We start from the raw sequence: 16,945 nt of genomic DNA on the forward strand, positions 1-16,945 counted from the left end.
CCGGCGGGAGTCTGTGGAAAGGCGCGGAGGGGTGTGGACGGCTACGGGAGGCGGGGGCCGTCCGGCAGCTCGAGGTCGGGCTTGTCGAGCTCCTCGACGTTGACGTCCTTGAAGGTCAGCACCCGCACGTTGCGCACGAACCGGGCGGGCCGGTACATGTCCCACACCCAGGCGTCGGAGAGCTTGAGCTCGAAGAAGACCTCTCCCCCGGCCTCGCGCACCTGCAGGTCCACGGAGTTGGCCAGGTAGAACCGGCGCTCGGTCTCCACCACGTAGGTGAACTGCCGGACGATGTCCCGGTACTCGCGATAGAGCTGCAGCTCCATCTCGGTCTCGTACTTCTCGAGGTCCTCGGTGCTCATCGGTCCTCGGTGCTCGTCAGGGCTCGGGACGCAGGGCGCATGGTCCCATCATCGACCATGGGGCCCGAACCGGTCAGGTGGGTGGTCCGCGCGGCGTGCGCGTCACGGGCGCTCCGGACGTTCACGAACCGCATCCGGTGCGCGGGGCACGGGCCGTGGCGCTCCAGCGCCGCGGTGTGCACGTCGGTGATGTAGCCCTTGTGCCCCGCGAAGTCGTACTCCGGCCAGCGCGCGTGCAGCTCCAGCATGAGGCGGTCCCGCGTCACCTTGGCCAGCACCGAGGCGGCGGCCACGCAGGCGGCCACCCGGTCGCCCTTCCACACGGCCAGCCCCGGACGGGCCAGCCCGGGCACGGGGAAGCCGTCGGTCAGCACGTAGTCCGGGCCGGGGTCGAGCGCGCAGACCGCGCGGCGCAGCGCCTCGATGTTGGTGACGTGCATGCCGCGGGCGTCGAGGTCCTCCACCGGCAGGACGACGACCGACCACGAGACCGCGCGGTCGACGATCTCGTCGTAGGCCCGCTCCCGCGCGGCCGCGGTGAGCAGCTTCGAGTCGGCCAGTCCCGGGACGCGGCCACGGCGCCCCGCGGGCAGGATGCAGGCCGCGGCGACCAGCGGCCCGGCGCAGGCGCCCCGGCCGGCCTCGTCGGCCCCGGCGATCGCCGAGAACCCGCGCCGGCGCAGCGCGCGCTCCATGTCCCAGAGCGCATCGGGCCGGTCGTCGGCGACGCCGCGCCGGGCAGGGACCGCCGGCGCGGATCGGGTGGAGGTGGGACGAGCGGGCATCGCGGCACGACAGTACGACGGCGCGCCGGTCCCGCGACCACCCCCCGGACGCCTCGCAGGCCGGCTCCCCGGGCAGGGGGACCGGCCTGGGGGCCCGGGGATGACCGGGTCAGACGTCGGCGGTCGCCTCGGGCGAGCCGACCGGTTCCGGGTGCGCGCCGCAGCTGCAGCCCGGGGTGCGGTTGGACAGGACCAGCGACACCGCGTGCGCCCGGTCGCGGGCACCCAGCTTGCGCAGGATCGCCTTCACGTGGGACTTGACGGTGTCCTCGCTGATGAACAGGTTGCAGCCGATCTGGCGGTTGGACTGGCCCTGGAGCAGCTCGTCGAGCACGTCCTGCTCGCGGCGGGTCAGCGGGACCTCGGGGGTGAACGGCTTGGCCGCGGGCACCGCGGAGGGCTCCACCCGGCGGATCTGCGGGTCGACCACGGTGCGCCCGGCACGGGCGGCGAGGACGGCCCAGCCGAGCAGCGTCGGCGAGGTGTTGATCATCAGGTAGCCGCGGATTCCGGCGGCCAGCGCCTCGTTGACCACCGCCGGGTCCTCCGAGGTGGCCAGCGCGACGATCGTGACCCGCGGGAAGCGGCGCCGCAGGTCGCGGCAGACGTTCAGCGTGGCCGCACGGCCGGAGCCCAGCTCCACCACGACGGCGTCGGGGCGGGCGGACTCGACCAGCGTGAGGGCCCGCCGCAGCTCGCCGGGGGTGCCGACCGCCTGCATGCCGGCCGTCTCGTTGATCATGCTCACCAGCCCCCGGCGCAGGACGGGCGCGTCGGCGAGGAGGAGCACGCGGGTGATGCCGCGCGCGGTGCTCGCCATGGGTGCAGACACAACTGACTCCGTTTCACTTCCGGGAACGTGCAATCAGTCCATCGGAAGGGTGAAACGGTTGCTTGAATGCTTTTCCAGCATTTCTTCGATCAGTTCTCGAGGCCATTCCGTGTGCATGCGCCGATCACACCCGTAACGGCCCGTGGTCACCGCGGCGGCGGGTTCCTCCGCACCCGGCGCCAGGCGGTGAGCGGCACCGCTCCCGCCAGCCCGACCGCCCAGGGCAGCACCGCCACCGCACCGGCCGCTCCCACGGGCGCGACCGGCGGCACCGTCCCGCTGGCCTCCAGGCCCTGGATGTCGGGTGAGTCCAGCAGCCCGAACCGGTCCAGCGGCCAGACGATGACCGCAGCCTTGCCGATGACGTCGTCGACGGCGATGGTGCCCGCGTACTGGTCGCCCACGTGGGAGCGCGAGTCCGCCGACGCCGACCGGTGGTCACCCATGACCCACAGCCGGCCCTCGGGCACCGTCACCGGACCGAACGGCCGGCTCTCGATCGGCGAGTCCTCGTGGATGTAGGGCTCGTCCAGCGGCTCGCCGTCGACGGTGACCCGGCCCTCGACGTCGCAGCACTGGACGGTCTGCCCCTCGGTGGCGATGACGCGCTTGACGAAGTCGTCCTCGCTCGGCGGCGCCACCCCGATCGTGCGGCCGAGCCACAGCAGCGCGCCGGTGAACCAGTTGTCCGGGTCGTCGACCGCGATCTCCGGCGTCCACGTGTCGGGGCCCCGGAACACCACGATGTCGCCGGGCTCGGGCTCGCCGAACCAGTAGGGCACCTTGTTGACCAGCACCCGGTCACCTGTGCAACCGGTGCAGCCGTGCAGCGTCTGCTCCATCGAGCCGGACGGGATGAAGAACGCCTGCACGAAGAAGGTCTTGACGACCAGGGCGAGCACGAACGCGATCAGCAGCAGGACCGGCAGCTCGCGCAGCAGGGAGCCCTTCTTCGCGCCACCCCTGCGGCGGCGGGCAGCGTCGGCCGCCGGCGCGGCTCCCGTGCTGTCGTCGGGCTCGTCGGGCTCACCCGGGACGACGTCGGCGGGCCCCCCGGGCCGGTCGCTGCTCATCAGGAGCCAGCGTACGGCGCGGGGGGCCCGCCGGGTTCCAGCCGGTCGAGCCGGCCGGGGACGTGTCCTCGCGGAGAGGTCAGCGCGCGACGGTCTCGCGCTTCTCCTTGATCTTGGCGGCCTTGCCGCGCAGCTCGCGGAGGTAGTAGAGCTTGGCGCGGCGCACGTCACCGCGGGTCAGCACCTCGATCTTCTCGACGACGGGGGTGTGCACCGGGAAGGTGCGCTCGACCCCGACACCGAAGCTGACCTTGCGCACGGTGAAGGTCTCGCGGATGCCGCCGCCCTGACGGCGGATGACGACGCCCTGGAAGACCTGGATGCGCGAGCGGTTGCCCTCGATGACGCGGACGTGCACCTTGACGGTGTCACCCGGGCGGAACGAGGGGATGTCGTCGCGCAACGAGTCGGCGTCGAGTGCGTCCAGGGTGTTCATCTCGGCAGTCCTCAGTCTCAGGTGGCTCGTTCTCGGTCCGGACAGCGGCTTGCCCCGGCTGTCCGTTCCGGGGAGCTGCGGCTCCGGTGCGGAGCTCCCGACAGCCCGGCCGTCGGTCAGCAGCGACTCTCTACTGTGCCACACCGTCAGCCGACGATGCGCGGCGGCCCCGTCCACGGCCCCGCCCGCAGCTCCGCCACCAGCGCGGCGAGGTCGGCCGGGACGAAGGCGTCGCGGGTCGCGAGCTCGGCCGTCGTCCACCACCGGTGCGGCTCGTCGGCGAGGACCTCGAGCTCGGTGAGCGCCCCGGGGACCACGTCGTGGACGACGTCGCGAAGCACGAAGAAGGTCTCGCGGGTGTCGAAGACCTGCGCGCCGAAAGGTCCGACGTGCCGGCGCAGCCACACCGGGCCCTCCAGCGCGGCCGGCCCGACGTGCAGCCCGATCTCCTCGGCGAGCTCCCGGACGGCGGCCGCGCGCAGCGTCTCGCCGTCCTCCACCCCCCCGCCGGGCGTGTACCAGAACAGCACCTCGCCGGGCGGCACGGACGAGTCGGGCAGGCGGGCGCCGAGCAGCAGCACCCGGCCGTCGGGGTCCAGGACGACGACGCGCGCCGTCGTCCGCTGCACGGGCCGGTCAGCCACCGGCCAGCGCCGCCCGCTCCGCGTCGGTGAGGGCGTCCTCGGGCAGGGCGGCCAGCAGGTCGGGACGGCGGGCGGCGGTCCGGCGCAGCGACTCTGCCCGCCGCCAGCGCGCGATGGCCGCGTGGTCGCCCGACAGCAGCACCGGCGGCACCTCGTGGCCCCGCCAGTTCGCCGGCCGCGTGTACGAGGGGCCCTCGAGCAGCCCGTCGGCGTGCGAGTCGAGCTCGGCGGACTCCCGGTTGCCGAGCACCCCGGGGAGAAGCCGGGTGACGGCCTCGGTCATCACGAGCACGGCGGACTCACCGCCGGCGAGCACGTAGTCGCCGATGGAGACCTCGGAGACCGGGCCCGCCTCGGCGGCCCAGTCGGCGACGCGCTGGTCGATGCCCTCGTAGCGGCCGCAGGCGAAGACCAGCCCCGGCTCGGCCGCCCACTCCACCGCCATCGCGTGGGTGAACGGGCGCCCGGCGGGGGTCGGGACCACCAGCCGCGTGCCGGGCGGGCGGACGGCGTCGAGCGCGCGGCCCCACGGCTCGGGCTTCATCACCATGCCCGGGCCGCCGCCGTAGGGGGCGTCGTCGACGGTGCGGTGCACGTCGTCGGTCCACTGGCGCAGGTCGTGGACACCGACGGTGACCAGGCCCCGCTCGATGGCCTTGCCCAGCAGCGACTGGCGCAGCGGCGCCAGGTACTCCGGGAAGATCGTGACGACGTCGATCCGGAAGCTCACAGGTCGAGCAGCCCCTCGGGCGGGTCGACCACGACGAAGCCGCCGGCGACGTCGACGGTCGGCACGATCGCCGTCACGAACGGGACCAGCGCGTCCCCGCCCTCGACCCTGCGGACGACCAGCAGGTCCTGCGCCTCGTGGCGCACCGCGGTGACCTCGCCCAGCACAGTCCCGTCGGGGAGCCGGGCGGCCAGCCCGACGAGCTGGTGGTCGTAGTAGGACTCGGGGTCGTCGAGCTCGGGCAGGTCGGCGACCCGGACGAGCAGGAGGGTGTTGCGCAGCTCGTCGACGGCCTCGCGGACGTCGTAGACGCCGCCGCCGGGCCCGGCGAGCTGGAGCAGCAGCGTGCCGCTGTGCCACCGCCGGTCGACGACGGTCAGCGGGCCGCGGTCGGCCGGGTCGGTCAGGAGCACCGCCCCGGGGGCGAAGCGCCCCTCCGGGTCGTCGGTGCGGACCTCGACGGTGGCCAGACCACGGACACCGTGGGGCCGGCCGATGCGGCCGACCACCACGGTGTCGGTGTATTCGTCCTGCGTGCTCAAAGGAGCCGGTGCTCAGCGCCCGTCGGTGTCGACGACGTCGACCCGCAGGCCCCGTCCGCCGACCCCGGTCATCACCTGGCGCAGCGCCTTGGCGGTGCGCCCGCCCCGACCGATGACCTTGCCGAGGTCGTCCGGGTGCACCCGGACCTCGAGGGTCTTGCCGCGGCGGTTGGTGAGCAGGTCGACGGTGACGTCGTCGGGGTTGTCGACGATGCCCCTGACCAGGTGCTCGAGCGCTTCTTCGAGCACGTCTTACTCGGCCGGCGTCTCGGCCGGAGCAGCCTCGGCGGCGTCCGCCGCGGGGGCGTCGGCCTTCGGGGCGGCCTTCTTCTTCGGGGTGGTGGCGCCGGCGGCCGGCTCGTCCATGCCCGCCCGGACGGCCTCCTCGTAGAGGGCCTTCTTGTCCGGCTTCGGGGCAGCGACCTTCATGGGGGCCGGGGCCGGCTCGCCCTTGAACTTCTGCCAGTCACCGGTCACGCGGAAGATGGCGGCGACGGCCTCGGTCGGCTGCGCGCCGACACCCAGCCAGTACTGCGCCCGCTCGCTGTCGACCTCGATGAAGGAGGGCTCCTCCTTCGGGTGGTACTTGCCGATCGTCTCGATCGAGCGACCGTCCCGCTTGGTGCGGGCGTCGGCGACGACGATGCGGTAGTACGGGGCGCGCATCTTGCCCAGGCGCATGAGCTTGATCTTGGTGGCCACGGTGTGTGGTGTTCTCCTCGAACGCGTTTTCGGGTGCTCGCCGGAGCGACGTGTGGGGGTACGCCGGGGCGGAGCCAGGGACACGCACGTCACCGGTGAGAGGGCCGCCGACGCCGTGTTCGACCGACCATGATGCCAGAAGAAGGACCCCGACCTCCTCCCGGCCTCGCGAGCTCGGACGCGAGCCTCTGGACGGGGCCGGAAGGCTACCTCCGGACGGCGGCCACCACGCGGGCGGCGGCGTCGGCCACGGGGACCTCCTCGCGCTCGCCGGTGGCCCGGTCGCGCACCTCGATCACGCCCTCGGCCAGGCCGCGGCCCACGGTGACGATCGTCGGCATGCCGAGCAGCTCGGCGTCCTTGAACTTCACCCCGGGCGAGACCTTCGGCCGGTCGTCGTAGAGCACCGTGAGGCCCGCGTCCACGAGCTCACGGGCCAGCGCGTCGGCGGCCTCGAAGACGGCGGCGTCCTTGCCGGTGGCGACGACGTGGACGTCGGCCGGGGCGACCTCGCGGGGCCAGACCAGGCCCAGCTCGTCGTGGGTGGACTCGGCGATCGCGGCCACCGCGCGGGAGACACCGATGCCGTAGGAGCCCATCGTGACCGTGACGAGCTTGCCGTTCTCGTCGAGGACCTTCAGCTCCAGCGCCTCGGCGTACTTGCGGCCGAGCTGGAAGATGTGGCCGATCTCCACGCCGCGGGCGAGCTCCAGCGGGCCCGAGCCGTCGGGCGCGGGGTCGCCGGCGAGCACCTCGGCGGCCTCGATGACGCCGTCCCAGGTGAAGTCGCGGCCGGCGACCAGGTCGAACACGTGCTTGCCGGGCTCGTTGGCGCCGGTGATCCAGCGGGTGCCGGTGACCAGGCGCGGGTCGACCAGGTAGCGGATCCCCGACCGGCTCCCGCTGCCGAGCGCCTGCGGGCCGATGTAGCCCTTGACCAGCGCCGGGTGCTCGTCGAAGTCGGCGAACGGCTCGACCTCGGCCGGGGCCACCTGGGCCTCCAGCCGCTTGAGGTCGACCTCGCGGTCGCCGGGGATGCCGATGACCAGCGGCTCGCGGGTGCCGTCGGGGTGCACCAGCAGGACGACGACGTTCTTCAGCGTCGAGGCCGCGGTGTAGCCCTCCTCGGGGAACATCTCCTGCGCGGCGGCGACCAGCGTCTCGATGGTCGGGGTGTCGGGGGTGTCCTCGACGTGCGCCTCGGGCAGGCCCTCGAGCGGGATGTCGTCGGGGACGACGGTGGTGACCGCCTCGACGTTGGCCGCGTAGCCGCCGGCCGACCGGACGAAGGTGTCCTCGCCGATCTCGGTCGGGTGCAGGAACTCCTCGCTCTTCGAGCCGCCCATGGCCCCCGACATCGCCGAGACGATGGCGTACTCGAGGCCCAGCCGGTCGAAGATCCTGATGTAGGCGTCGCGGTGCGCGGCGTAGGACTTGTCCAGCCCGGCGTCGTCGACGTCGAAGGAGTAGCTGTCCTTCATCGTGAACTCGCGGCCGCGCAGCAGGCCGGCCCGGGGCCGCGCCTCGTCCCGGAACTTGGTCTGGATCTGGTACAGCGAGAGCGGCAGGTCCTTGTAGGACGAGTACAGGTCCTTCACCAGGAGCGTGAACATCTCCTCGTGCGTGGGGCCGAGCAGGTGGTCCACCCCGCGGCGGTCCTTCAGCCGGAAGAGGTTGTCGCCGTACTCGGTCCAGCGGCCGGTGGCCTCGTAGGGCTCCTTGGGCAGCAGCGCGGGGAAGTGCACCTCCTGCGCGCCCATCGCGTCCATCTCCTCGCGGATGATGCGCTCGACGTTGCGGAAGACGCGGAAGCCCAGCGGCAGCCAGGTGAACCCACCGGGGGCGGCCCGCCGGATGTAGCCGGCCCGCGCGAGCAACCGGTGGCTGGCGACCTCGGCGTCGGCCGGGTCGTCCCGGAGGGTCCGCAGGAACAGGGTCGACATCCGCAGCAGCACGACAGGAGTCTCCCAGGACCGGCGGGGCCCGTCCCCCGCCGGTCCCGGGAGCGGTCAGTCGTCGGAGCCGTGACCGTCACCGGACCGCCCGTCGGAGTCGTCCCACCCGGACGTCGGGCTGGGCGTGGCCGCGGAACGGGAGGGGGACGCGGACGGCGACCGGAACGCCGAGTCGTCCAGGGCGAAACGGGGTGCGCCGTCGATGCAGGCGACGTGCACGTCGATGTCGTCGTCGTCGTTCTCGAACTCCATCTTCCCCACGTCGTCGGAGGGATCCACCCACCAGCCAGGCGCGGGCACGCCCGCCAGGACGGGCGTGCCGCTGCTGCAGTCGGCGAACACGGTGCCGCCGGACGTCGCGTACTCACCGGTCGCCGAGGCCGGGGACGCGAGCGGCTCGGGCGGGGACCCGTCCGGTGCGGATCCCGTGCGCTCCGGCGCGGTCGAGGACGACGTGGTGGCCGCGACGGGCGACGTGCCCGGGGACGCCGAGGCGTCCACGAGGGACACCGCGAGGAAACCCAGACCGATCGCTGCAGCCGCCGAGGCGGTCCAGGCGGCGCCGAGGAGGACCGGTCGTCTCATGCTGGTTCGTGTCATGGGTCAGACCCTCCGGCGGAGCGGGTTAAGACCACCCCAAGACGACGTCAAGGGAGGGGATCGATCTCCCTCCGGGGGACGGCGGGAACGCTAGCGTCCGCAGCGTGCCGCAACTCCTGGTCGTCGAGGACGACGAGCGCATCCGCTCGGCGCTCATCCGGGCGCTGCGCGACCGGGGGCACGCGGTCAGCTCGGCCGGTACGGCGCTGGACGGGCTGCGCCAGGCCGTCGACGGCCGCCCGGACCTGGTCGTGCTCGACCTCGGCCTCCCCGATCTCGACGGCGGGGAGCTGCTGCGGATGCTCCGTGCGGTGTCGTCCGTCCCGGTGATCGTGGCGACGGCGCGGGACGACGACGGGAGCATCGTGCGGGTCCTCGATGCCGGGGCGGACGACTACGTCCGCAAGCCGTACAGCGCCGACCAGCTCGACGCCCGCATCCGCGCGGTGCTCCGCCGGAGCGGCGCGGCAGACCGGGAGGAGACCGAGCTCAGGATCGGGGACCTGACCGTCGACCCGCGGGGCCGCCGGGTCAGCTACGCCGGCCGGGCGGTCGAGCTGGCCCCGAGGGAGTTCGACCTGCTGGCGTACCTGGCGGCGCGGGCGGGCGCGGTCGTCCCGAGACGGGAGCTGCTCGCGGAGGTGTGGCAGCTGCCCTACGGCGGTCCGGACAAGACCGTCGACGTCCACCTGTCCTGGCTCCGCCGCAAGCTGGGTGCCGAGGGTGCGCGGATGCTGCAGACGGTCCGCGGCGTCGGCGTCCGCCTGACCGAGCCCGAGCCGTGAGGGGCCGCATCACCCTGCTGGTGGCCGCGACGACCTCGGTGGTCCTGCTCGCCTTCCTCCTCCCCGCCGCGTCGCTGGTCGCCCGGGTCGCCGAGGCGCGGGCCCTGGACGCGGGTCAGGCGCAGCTGCAGTTCCTGCTGCCGTCGGTGGGTCTCGAGGACCGGGACCGGGTCGCCGCGGACCTGGCGGGGTTGACCGGGGCGACACGGCTGGGGGTGCTCTGGACCGACGGGACCACCTGGCTCGGCGAGCCGGGCAGCACGACGAGCCCGCCCGCCAGCCCGGTGGTCGACGAGTCGGCTGCGGGGACGCGCCTGGTCCAGCCGGTGGACCGTCCCGACGGGACGGCGGTCATCGAGGTGCTCGTGCCCTCCGAGCAGCTGCGGGCGGGCGTCGCCCGCACCTGGGCGGTGCTGACCGGGCTGGGCATCGCGCTGCTCGGGCTGGCGCTCGTGGTCGCGGACCGGTTGGCCCGCTCGCTCACCCGCCCGGTGACCGATCTGGCGTCCACCGCGCACCGGCTCGGCGGCGGCGACCTGACCGCGCGCGCCACCGTCGCAGGCCCGCCGGAGGTGCGCGAGGTGGGCGAGGCGGTGAACCGGCTGGCCGACCGGATCGGCGAGCTCCTGCTGGCCGAGCGCGAGGCCGCGGCCGACCTGGCGCACCGGCTGCGCACACCGCTGACCGCCCTGCGGCTGGATGCGGAGGGGCTCCCCGCGGCCGAGCGCGCCCGGATCCGGGACGACGTCGACGCGCTGGGCCGCACCGTGGACGCGGTGATCGCCGAGGCCCGCCGCCCGCTGCGGGAAGGGCTCGGTACGGGCTGCGACGCCTCCACGGTGGTGACCGACCGGGTCGCCTTCTGGTCGGTGCTCGCCGAGGACGAGGGACGCGCCCTCCGGTTCACCGGGAGTTCCGGGGCGCTCCCGGTGCGGGTGCCCGCCGACGACCTCGCGGCCGCCGTCGACGCGCTGCTGGGCAACGTCTTCCAGCACACGCCCGAAGGCACCCCCGTGGGCGTGGAGGTCCGGGTGCGGGAGGGCGGCGGGGCGCTGGTCACGGTCGCCGACGGTGGACCGGGGCTGGACGCCGCGGAGCTGCTCGCCCGCGGGCGCAGCGGCGGCGGCTCCACCGGGCTCGGCCTCGACATCGCCCGGCGGACGGCCGAGGCCTCCGGCGGACGGCTGCACGTGTCGTCCTCGCCGGCCGGGACGCGGGTGACCCTGGACCTGGCCCCGCCCTCCTGATCAGGCCGGTTCGGGGACCCCGCCCGGGTCGCCACCGGGGTCGTCGGGCGAGGGCTCGACCGGCGCGGGCGGCAGCGTGTCGGGCGTGTCCGGCGAGAGCTCGCCCGGGTCGTCGGGCACGGGCTCGCCGGGGTCGAGCGGGCGGTCGGGCTCCGGGATCGGGGTGACCATGCGCCCAGTCAACAGCGCCGGTGCCCGGTCGGCACCTCGCGGACGCTCCCCGGGCGGGCCGACCTGGCTACGATCGGGCCGGTCAGAGGCGCATCCACGCCCCCGTCGCGGGGCCGACCGGCGTGAGCGAGGAACCAGTGGGCCGAGACCGCGACCAGCAGGGCGCCCGGCCGCTCCCCCCGCGCCTGGACCCCCGCGCCGGCGGTCGCCCGCGTCCCCGGACCGGGTCCAGCGCGGCCGGGCTGCGGGAGCAGGGCGGCCGCCGCCGGCTCGTGACCGGCAGCCGTGTGGTCGCCGGGCTGCTGTCGGTGCTGCTGCTCGCGGGCTCGGGCTGGGGCTGGTACCTCGGCCAGGTCGCCGACGCGACGGTGAACCGCACCGACGCCATCCCCACCGAGGGCAACGACGGCGACGGCGAGGCGATGAACCTGCTGCTGGTCGGCAACGACAGCCGCAGCAACCTCACCGAGGAGCAGCTGGCCGAGCTCCAGGCCGGCACCGACTCCGGCATCAACACCGACACGATCATCCTGGTGCACGTGCCCGCCGACGGGTCGCGTGCCTCGTTCGTCTCGTTCCCGCGCGACTCCTGGGTGGAGATCCCGGGCTACGGCGAGGACAAGCTCAACGCCGCCTACGCCTACGGCTACACCGACGCCGACGCCCGGAGCGAGGCCGCCCGCGAGGCGGCCGGGGCGCAGCTGCTGGTCCGGACGATCAGCCGGCTCACCGGGCTGCAGATCGACCACTACGCCGAGGTGGACCTGCTGGGCTTCTTCGAGCTCTCCAGCGTCGTGGGCGGCGTCGAGGTGAACCTCTGCGACGCCGTCGACGACCGCGAGTGGTCCGGTGCGTACTTCCCGGCCGGCCCGCAGACGATCAGCGGCGCCGACGCGCTGAAGTTCGTCCGCCAGCGGCACGGCCTCCCAGGAGGTGACTTCGACCGCATCGTCCGCCAGCAGGTGTTCATCGCCGGCGTGCTGCGCAAGATGCTCTCCCAGGACGTGCTGCTCGACCTCGGCAAGCAGCGCGAGCTCGTGCAGGCCGCCGCGGAGTCGCTCACGGTGGACGAGGACCTGGACCTGCTGCGGCTCGCCGAGCAGATGCAGTCGGTGACCACGGGCAGCATCGAGTTCCAGACCGTGCCCAACCTCGGGATCGACCGGGAGGGTGCCGCCTCGATCGTCCGGCTGGAGGACGAGGCGACGCTCGAGCGCTTCTTCGCCGAGCTCTCGTCCGAGCCCGAGGAGGCCCCCGCCGAGGAAGCGGTGCCGCCGGAGGCCGCCGACCCCGCCGACGTCCCGGTCGCGGTCTTCAACGGATCGGGCACGAGCGGCCTGGCGGCCGACGCGCAGGCCGAGCTCGAGGAGGGTGGCTTCCCCGTCGTCTCCACCGGCAACGCCGACAGCTCCGGCTACGAGCAGACCGAGATCCGGCACGCCGCGGGCGACGAGGCGCTGGCCGCCGCGCTGGCCGCCGTCGTCCCCGGCGCCGTCGTCCGGCTCGTCGACGACGCCGCGCCGGGCACCGTGCAGCTGGTCCTGGGCGCGGACTTCAACGGCATCGGCCAGGCCGTGACCGCCCAGCCGCCGTCGGCACCGGCCGAGGGCGAGGGCGCCCGCACCGCCGCCGACACCGGCTGCATCAACTGAGGGGCGGCCCTCAGGCGACGACGCGGCCGCGCAGGACGGTGCGCTGCGGTCGCTGCAGCGCGTCGAGGTCGGCGCGCGGATCGGTCTCGTAGACGACGACGTCGGCCGTCGCCCCCTCCTCGATGCCGCGCAGGCCCAGCCACTCCCGCGCCCGCCACGAGCCGGCGGCCAGCGCCGCCTCGGCCGGGAGGCCCGCCTGGCACAGCGCCCGGATCTCGTCGGCGATGACGCCGTGGTCGATGCCGCCGCCGGCGTCGGTGCCCGCGTACACCGGGACGCCCGCCTCGAACGCGGCCCGCACGACGGCGCCCGAGTTCGCGTACAGCCGCCGCATCGTGCTGGCGTAGCTCGGGAACTTCTTCTCCCCCGCCGCGGCGAAGCCCGGGAAGTTCTCCACGTTGACCAGCGTGGGGACGACGGCGGTCCCGCGGCGGGCCATCTCGCCGATGAGCTCCTCGGTGAGCCCCGTGCCGTGCTCGATGCAGTCGATGCCGGCCTCGATCAGCGCGGGCAGCGCGTCGGTGCCGAAGGTGTGCGCGGTGACCCGGGCACCCTCCTCGTGCGCGGCGGCGATCGCCGCGGCGACGACGTCGGCCGGCCACTCGGGCGCCAGGTCGCCGACCGAGCGGTCGATCCAGTCGCCGACGAGCTTCACCCAGCCGTCGCCGCGGCGGGCCTGCACGCGGGTCTGCTCGACCAGGTCCTCGGGCTCGATCTCGACGCCGAGCCCGGGGATGTACCGGCGGGTGCGGGCGATGTGCCGCCCGGCCCGGATGATCGTCGGCAGCTCGGGGTCGCCGTCCAGCTCCCGGGTGTCGACGGGCGAGCCGCAGTCGCGCAGCGCCAGCACCCCGGCGTCCCGCTCGGTCAGCGCCTGCTGGCGCGCGTGGGCGAGGTCCTCGACGTGCCCGCCGCCGCGGGCGATGCCGACGTGGCAGTGCGCGTCGACCAGGCCGGGCAGCAGCCAGCCGCCGCGGCTGACCGTCTCCGCGCCCGGGACCGGCTCGAAGGTGAACCGCCCGTCACGGACCCAGACGTCGCGGTGCTCCCCCTCGGGCAGCACCACACCGGAGAGGTGCAGGGCGGGGGCGCTCACCGCCCGTTGCCGTCCTTGAACTGGTCGAAGTTCAGCTTGGTGAGGTCGGGCAGGCCCTGGCCCGGCGGCAGGCCCGGCATGCCGGCGCCGCCGAAGGGGTTGGCGCCGCCCGGGAACCCCGCGCCCGGGGGCAGACCGGGGGCGCCGGCAGGACGGCGGGCCGGGCCACCCTTGCCCTTGCCCTTCTTCCCCTTGCCCTTCTTGGACTGCGCCTGCATCTGCCGGCCGCGGGCCTTCTTCGACATGGGGCCCATGCCGGGCAGGCCCATGCTGCCGGCCATCTGGCCCATCATCTTCTGGGCCTGGGCGAAGCGCTCCAGCAGGCCGTTGACCTCGGTGACGGTCACGCCGGAGCCGTTGGCGATGCGCACCCGCCGCGACGCGTTGATGATCTTCGAGTTGGCCCGCTCCGCGGGGGTCATCGACTGGATGATCGCCGCGGTGCGGTCCAGGTCGCGGTCGTCGACCTGCTTGAGCTGCTCCTTCATCTGCCCCGCGCCCGGGAGCATGCCGAGCAGGTTGGCGATGGGGCCCATCTTGCGGATGGCCATCATCTGCTCGAGGAAGTCCTCGAGGGTGAAGCCCTCGCGGGCGGCGAGCTTGCCGGCCATCCGCTCGGCCTGCTCGGCGTCGAACGTCCGCTCCGCCTGCTCGATGAGGCTGAGCACGTCGCCCATGCCGAGGATGCGCGAGGCCATCCGCTCGGGGTGGAAGACGTCGAAGTCGCTGAGCTTCTCGCCGGTGGAGGCGAACATGATCGGCTGGCCGGTCACGTAGCGCACCGAGAGCGCGGCACCACCGCGGGCGTCGCCGTCGAGCTTGGTGAGGACGACGCCGGAGAAGCCGACGCCCTCCTGGAAGGCCTGCGCGGTGGTGACCGCGTCCTGGCCGATCATCGCGTCGACGACGAACAGCGTCTCGTCGGGCCGCACGGCGTCGCGGATGTCGGCCGCCTGCTGCATCAGCTCGGCGTCGATGCCCAGCCGGCCGGCGGTGTCGACGACGACGACGTCGTGCATGGTGCGGCGGGCGTGGTCGATGGAGTCGCGGGCCACCTGCACCGGGTCGCCGACGCCGTTGCCCGGCTCGGGCGCGAAGACGTCGACGCCGGCCTGGCCGGCCACGATCGACAGCTGGTTGACCGCGTTCGGGCGCTGCAGGTCGGCGGCCACCAGCAGCGGCGTGTGCCCCTGCGACTTCAGCCAGCGGCCGAGCTTCCCGGCGAGGGTGGTCTTACCGGCACCCTGCAGACCGGCCAGCATGATGACCGTCGGCGAGGTCTTGGCCAGCCGGATGCGACGGGTCTCGCCACCGAGGATCTGGATGAGCTCCTCGTTGACGATCTTGATGACCTGCTGCGCCGGGTTGAGCGCCTGGGAGACCTCCGCCCCGCGGGCGCGCTCCTTGACGGCGGTGATGAAGGCCCGCACCGCCGGCAGCGCGACGTCGGCCTCGAGCAGCGCGATGCGGATCTCGCGCGCCGTCGCGTCGATGTCGGCGTCGGAGAGCCGACCCTTGCCCCGCAGGCCGGTGAAGACCTTGTCGAGGCGGTCGGAGAGGGTCTCGAACACAGCACGTCCTCGTCAGAGCTCGTGGCGCGGCCCGCCGGCCCGACGACCGGCGACACGGCGACGGGCCCGGCCGTGCCGGGCCCTCGCGCCTCCTGACCCCCAGCGTATCCACCCGGTGGCCGGGCGGCCGCCACCGCGAGGCGTGCGGGGGTGGGTGAGCCGTACCCGGCGGGTCGATGGGAGCGCCGGGCTCAGGGGCGGTGCCCGGCCCCCTCGCCGCCCGCGCCGTCCAGGACGAGCGCCAGGAAGTCGCCGATCCGGACGTGCCGCTCCAGGTCGTGGCGGAACCGCCCGTGCCCCACCACGGTGTAGCGGTTGCGCCGGCCGATCCGCTCCCGGACCACGTACCCGGCGCGCTCGAGGTCGCCGACGATCATCTGGACGGCCCGCTCGGTGATGCCGACCCGGGCCGCGACGTCCCGCATCCGGACGTCGGGGTCGGCGGCCAGGCTGACGAGCACGTGCCCGTGGTTGGACAGGAAGGTCCACCCCGCCCCGCCACCCGTCACGTCCGGGACCTCACGCATGCGCCCATCACCGCTCCCTTGCCATGCGCATTTGATTTCGCATACCGTACTTCGTGCGAGGGGAGTACCCGACGCGCAGGACGCAGCCGCTGCCCGTCAGTCCCGGCCTCGGCCCGGGCACGGCCGGTCCCACCGGGACCGGGGGAGACCTCGCCGCAGCCCGGGAGACGCCCGTGCCGTCACTGGCCCCCACGCCCGCCGCCCGCGTGACCTGGCCCTCCCCCGGCCAGGTGCTCCTGCTCCAGTCGGTCCGCGCGGATCCCTGCATCAGCGTCCTGGCCTCGACCACGCCGGCGCCCCGCATGACCGACACCGACCTGCGGCGGCTCCGCCGGTTGGTCGACGACGCCGCTGGGCGCCTGGCGGGGGACGGCACACCCGACCCCCACCTGCTGAGGGCGGCCCTCGACGAGGTGGTCGCCGGCGTCGCGCGGCAGGCGACCGGGTCCGCGATCGCCCTCTACGTCAGCCCGCACCTGCGCGAGGTGGTCCGGCTCCCGGTACCCGTCCCCGACCGCGTGGTGGTCGACCGCACCTTCGCCACCCGCGACCTCGTGCGCGCCCTGCACCGGACACCCCAGCACGTCGTCCTGCTGCTGAGCGAGGCCGAGGCCCGCCTCGTGGTGGGGGTGGCCGACGACCTGCGCCCGCCGCCGCGCACCTCGTTCCCCCTCACCGCGGAGACCGCGCCGCTCGACGCGTTCCTCCGCCGGGTGGACGAGGCGCTGGGCACCTACCTGCGGCTGCACCCCGCGCCGCTGGTGCTGGTGGGCGCCGAACGGGTCGTCGGGCGGTTCCGCCGGCAGTCCCGGAACACCGCCCGCCTGGCCGGCACGGTGGACGCGAACCTCACCCGGGCCCCCGTGACCGCCCTCGTGCCCCGGATCAGGGAGGTGCTCGAGGCCTACCTCCGCTCCCGGCAGGACGAGGCGCTGGAGCACCTGGACCGGCGGCGGTCGCGGCACGCCGTGGTGGAGGGCATCGACGCCTGCTGGCTGGCCGCGCGGCGGGAACGCCCGGAGATGCTCGCCGTCGAGGAGGGCTTCACCCACGCCGCCCGGCTCAGCCCCGACGGCGACTTCCTCACCCCGGCCGACGACGTCGAGCACCCGGACGTGGTCGACGACGTCGTCGACGAGCTGATCGAGACGGTGCTGCTGCGCGGCGGGTGGATCGCCTTCGTCGACGACGGGGCGCTCGCCCGCTCCGGCCGGGTGGCGCTCACCGTCCGCTGA

General features: G+C 74.3%; 20 protein-coding genes. 4 read left to right on the forward strand and 16 right to left on the reverse strand.

All coding sequences use genetic code 11. The features are described from left to right. Positions 1-41: 41 nt before the first annotated feature. The 12 genes from E9549_RS00150 to E9549_RS00205 all read right to left on the reverse strand — a co-directional run bounded on the left by E9549_RS00150 (position 42) and on the right by E9549_RS00205 (position 8,646). Complete coding sequence (locus E9549_RS00150) at positions 42-362, reverse strand: DUF2469 domain-containing protein (protein WP_029432918.1); 321 nt, start codon at positions 360-362, stop codon at positions 42-44. Further along, positions 359-1,147 carry a ribonuclease HII gene (locus E9549_RS00155; protein WP_236824552.1) on the reverse strand — a complete coding sequence of 263 codons (789 nt, stop codon included), beginning with the start codon at positions 1,145-1,147 and terminating at the stop codon, positions 359-361. Before E9549_RS00155 ends, E9549_RS00150 begins: the two co-directional genes overlap by 4 nt. Positions 1,148-1,256: 109 nt before the next feature. Beyond that, on the reverse strand, positions 1,257-1,979 hold the full coding sequence (locus E9549_RS00160; RefSeq protein ID WP_236824553.1) for a response regulator transcription factor: 723 nt from the start codon (positions 1,977-1,979) through the stop codon (positions 1,257-1,259). 146 nt (positions 1,980-2,125) lie between these two features. Further along, complete coding sequence (lepB, locus tag E9549_RS00165) at positions 2,126-3,052, reverse strand: signal peptidase I (RefSeq protein ID WP_236824554.1); 927 nt, start codon at positions 3,050-3,052, stop codon at positions 2,126-2,128. A gap of 79 nt (positions 3,053-3,131) precedes the next feature. Then, positions 3,132-3,488, reverse strand: a complete 357-nt coding sequence (rplS, locus tag E9549_RS00170; RefSeq protein WP_091933693.1) for a 50S ribosomal protein L19 — start codon at positions 3,486-3,488, stop codon at positions 3,132-3,134. A 146-nt stretch (positions 3,489-3,634) separates the two neighbouring features. After that, a complete protein-coding gene (locus E9549_RS00175; RefSeq protein ID WP_236824555.1) occupies positions 3,635-4,132 on the reverse strand; it encodes an NUDIX hydrolase in 498 nt (165 codons plus the stop codon). After that, positions 4,125-4,862, reverse strand: a complete 738-nt coding sequence (trmD, locus tag E9549_RS00180; RefSeq protein ID WP_236824556.1) for a tRNA (guanosine(37)-N1)-methyltransferase TrmD — start codon at positions 4,860-4,862, stop codon at positions 4,125-4,127. Before trmD ends, E9549_RS00175 begins: the two co-directional genes overlap by 8 nt. Next, positions 4,859-5,404, reverse strand: a complete 546-nt coding sequence (gene rimM / locus E9549_RS00185; protein WP_236824557.1) for a ribosome maturation factor RimM — start codon at positions 5,402-5,404, stop codon at positions 4,859-4,861. The genes trmD and rimM overlap by 4 nt, the downstream gene beginning before the upstream one ends. A 12-nt stretch (positions 5,405-5,416) precedes the next feature. Then, on the reverse strand, positions 5,417-5,653 hold the full coding sequence (locus E9549_RS00190; protein WP_091933685.1) for an RNA-binding protein: 237 nt from the start codon (positions 5,651-5,653) through the stop codon (positions 5,417-5,419). Between the two features lie 3 nt (positions 5,654-5,656). Then, complete coding sequence (gene rpsP, locus E9549_RS00195; RefSeq protein ID WP_236824558.1) at positions 5,657-6,106, reverse strand: 30S ribosomal protein S16; 450 nt, start codon at positions 6,104-6,106, stop codon at positions 5,657-5,659. 206 nt (positions 6,107-6,312) lie between these two features. Then, positions 6,313-8,061, reverse strand: coding sequence for a proline--tRNA ligase (locus E9549_RS00200; RefSeq protein ID WP_236824559.1), 1,749 nt, complete (start codon positions 8,059-8,061; stop codon positions 6,313-6,315). Between the two features lie 54 nt (positions 8,062-8,115). Then, a complete protein-coding gene (locus tag E9549_RS00205; RefSeq protein ID WP_236824560.1) occupies positions 8,116-8,646 on the reverse strand; it encodes a hypothetical protein in 531 nt (176 codons plus the stop codon). 119 nt (positions 8,647-8,765) lie between these two features. Here E9549_RS00205 and E9549_RS00210 point away from each other — a divergent pair, with 119 nt between their 5' ends. Both E9549_RS00210 and E9549_RS23910 read left to right on the forward strand, forming a co-directional pair. Then, positions 8,766-9,446: a response regulator transcription factor gene (locus E9549_RS00210; RefSeq protein ID WP_236824561.1), complete on the forward strand. Its 681-nt coding sequence runs from the start codon at positions 8,766-8,768 to the stop codon at positions 9,444-9,446. Then, the gene (locus E9549_RS23910) at positions 9,443-10,693 is read left to right on the forward strand and encodes a HAMP domain-containing sensor histidine kinase (protein WP_236824562.1); all 1,251 of its coding nucleotides are present in this window, start codon (positions 9,443-9,445) and stop codon (positions 10,691-10,693) included. The genes E9549_RS00210 and E9549_RS23910 overlap by 4 nt, the downstream gene beginning before the upstream one ends. On the opposite strand, the gene E9549_RS00220 is transcribed toward E9549_RS23910, so the two are convergent. Next, a complete protein-coding gene (locus tag E9549_RS00220) occupies positions 10,694-10,864 on the reverse strand; it encodes a hypothetical protein (protein ID WP_236824563.1) in 171 nt (56 codons plus the stop codon). A gap of 122 nt (positions 10,865-10,986) precedes the next feature. Between E9549_RS00220 and E9549_RS00225 the strand changes: the two genes are divergently transcribed. Beyond that, entirely contained in the window at positions 10,987-12,516 is a 1,530-nt protein-coding gene (locus E9549_RS00225) for an LCP family protein (RefSeq protein WP_236824564.1), read from the forward strand. Positions 12,517-12,526: 10 nt separating this feature from the next. On the opposite strand, the gene E9549_RS00230 is transcribed toward E9549_RS00225, so the two are convergent. The 3 genes from E9549_RS00230 to E9549_RS00240 form a co-directional block, all read right to left on the reverse strand. After that, positions 12,527-13,612: an amidohydrolase family protein gene (locus tag E9549_RS00230; RefSeq protein WP_236824565.1), complete on the reverse strand. Its 1,086-nt coding sequence runs from the start codon at positions 13,610-13,612 to the stop codon at positions 12,527-12,529. After that, positions 13,609-15,183: a signal recognition particle protein gene (ffh, locus tag E9549_RS00235; RefSeq protein WP_236824566.1), complete on the reverse strand. Its 1,575-nt coding sequence runs from the start codon at positions 15,181-15,183 to the stop codon at positions 13,609-13,611. Before ffh ends, E9549_RS00230 begins: the two co-directional genes overlap by 4 nt. A 191-nt stretch (positions 15,184-15,374) precedes the next feature. Further along, positions 15,375-15,710 carry a winged helix-turn-helix domain-containing protein gene (locus E9549_RS00240; RefSeq protein ID WP_236824567.1) on the reverse strand — a complete coding sequence of 112 codons (336 nt, stop codon included), beginning with the start codon at positions 15,708-15,710 and terminating at the stop codon, positions 15,375-15,377. A 173-nt stretch (positions 15,711-15,883) separates the two neighbouring features. Between E9549_RS00240 and E9549_RS00245 the strand changes: the two genes are divergently transcribed. Beyond that, positions 15,884-16,945, forward strand: a complete 1,062-nt coding sequence (locus tag E9549_RS00245) for a hypothetical protein (protein WP_236824568.1) — start codon at positions 15,884-15,886, stop codon at positions 16,943-16,945.

The sequence above is a fragment of the Blastococcus sp. MG754426 genome, assembly GCF_021699055.1.
Lineage (GTDB): Bacteria > Actinomycetota > Actinomycetes > Mycobacteriales > Geodermatophilaceae > Blastococcus.

What these genes read in the sequence shown, in the direction of transcription:
- E9549_RS00155 (WP_236824552.1), bottom strand. Translation starts at nt 1,147, where the DNA reads ATGCCCGCTCGTCCCACCTCCACCCGATCCGCGCCGGCGGTCCCTGCC.
- E9549_RS00150 (WP_029432918.1), bottom strand. Translation starts at nt 362, where the DNA reads ATGAGCACCGAGGACCTCGAGAAGTACGAGACCGAGATGGAGCTGCAG.
- E9549_RS00240 (WP_236824567.1), bottom strand. Translation starts at nt 15,710, where the DNA reads ATGCGTGAGGTCCCGGACGTGACGGGTGGCGGGGCGGGGTGGACCTTC.
- E9549_RS00205 (WP_236824560.1), bottom strand. Translation starts at nt 8,646, where the DNA reads ATGAGACGACCGGTCCTCCTCGGCGCCGCCTGGACCGCCTCGGCGGCT.
- E9549_RS00220 (WP_236824563.1), bottom strand. Translation starts at nt 10,864, where the DNA reads ATGGTCACCCCGATCCCGGAGCCCGACCGCCCGCTCGACCCCGGCGAG.
- rplS (WP_091933693.1), bottom strand. Translation starts at nt 3,488, where the DNA reads ATGAACACCCTGGACGCACTCGACGCCGACTCGTTGCGCGACGACATC.
- lepB (WP_236824554.1), bottom strand. Translation starts at nt 3,052, where the DNA reads ATGAGCAGCGACCGGCCCGGGGGGCCCGCCGACGTCGTCCCGGGTGAG.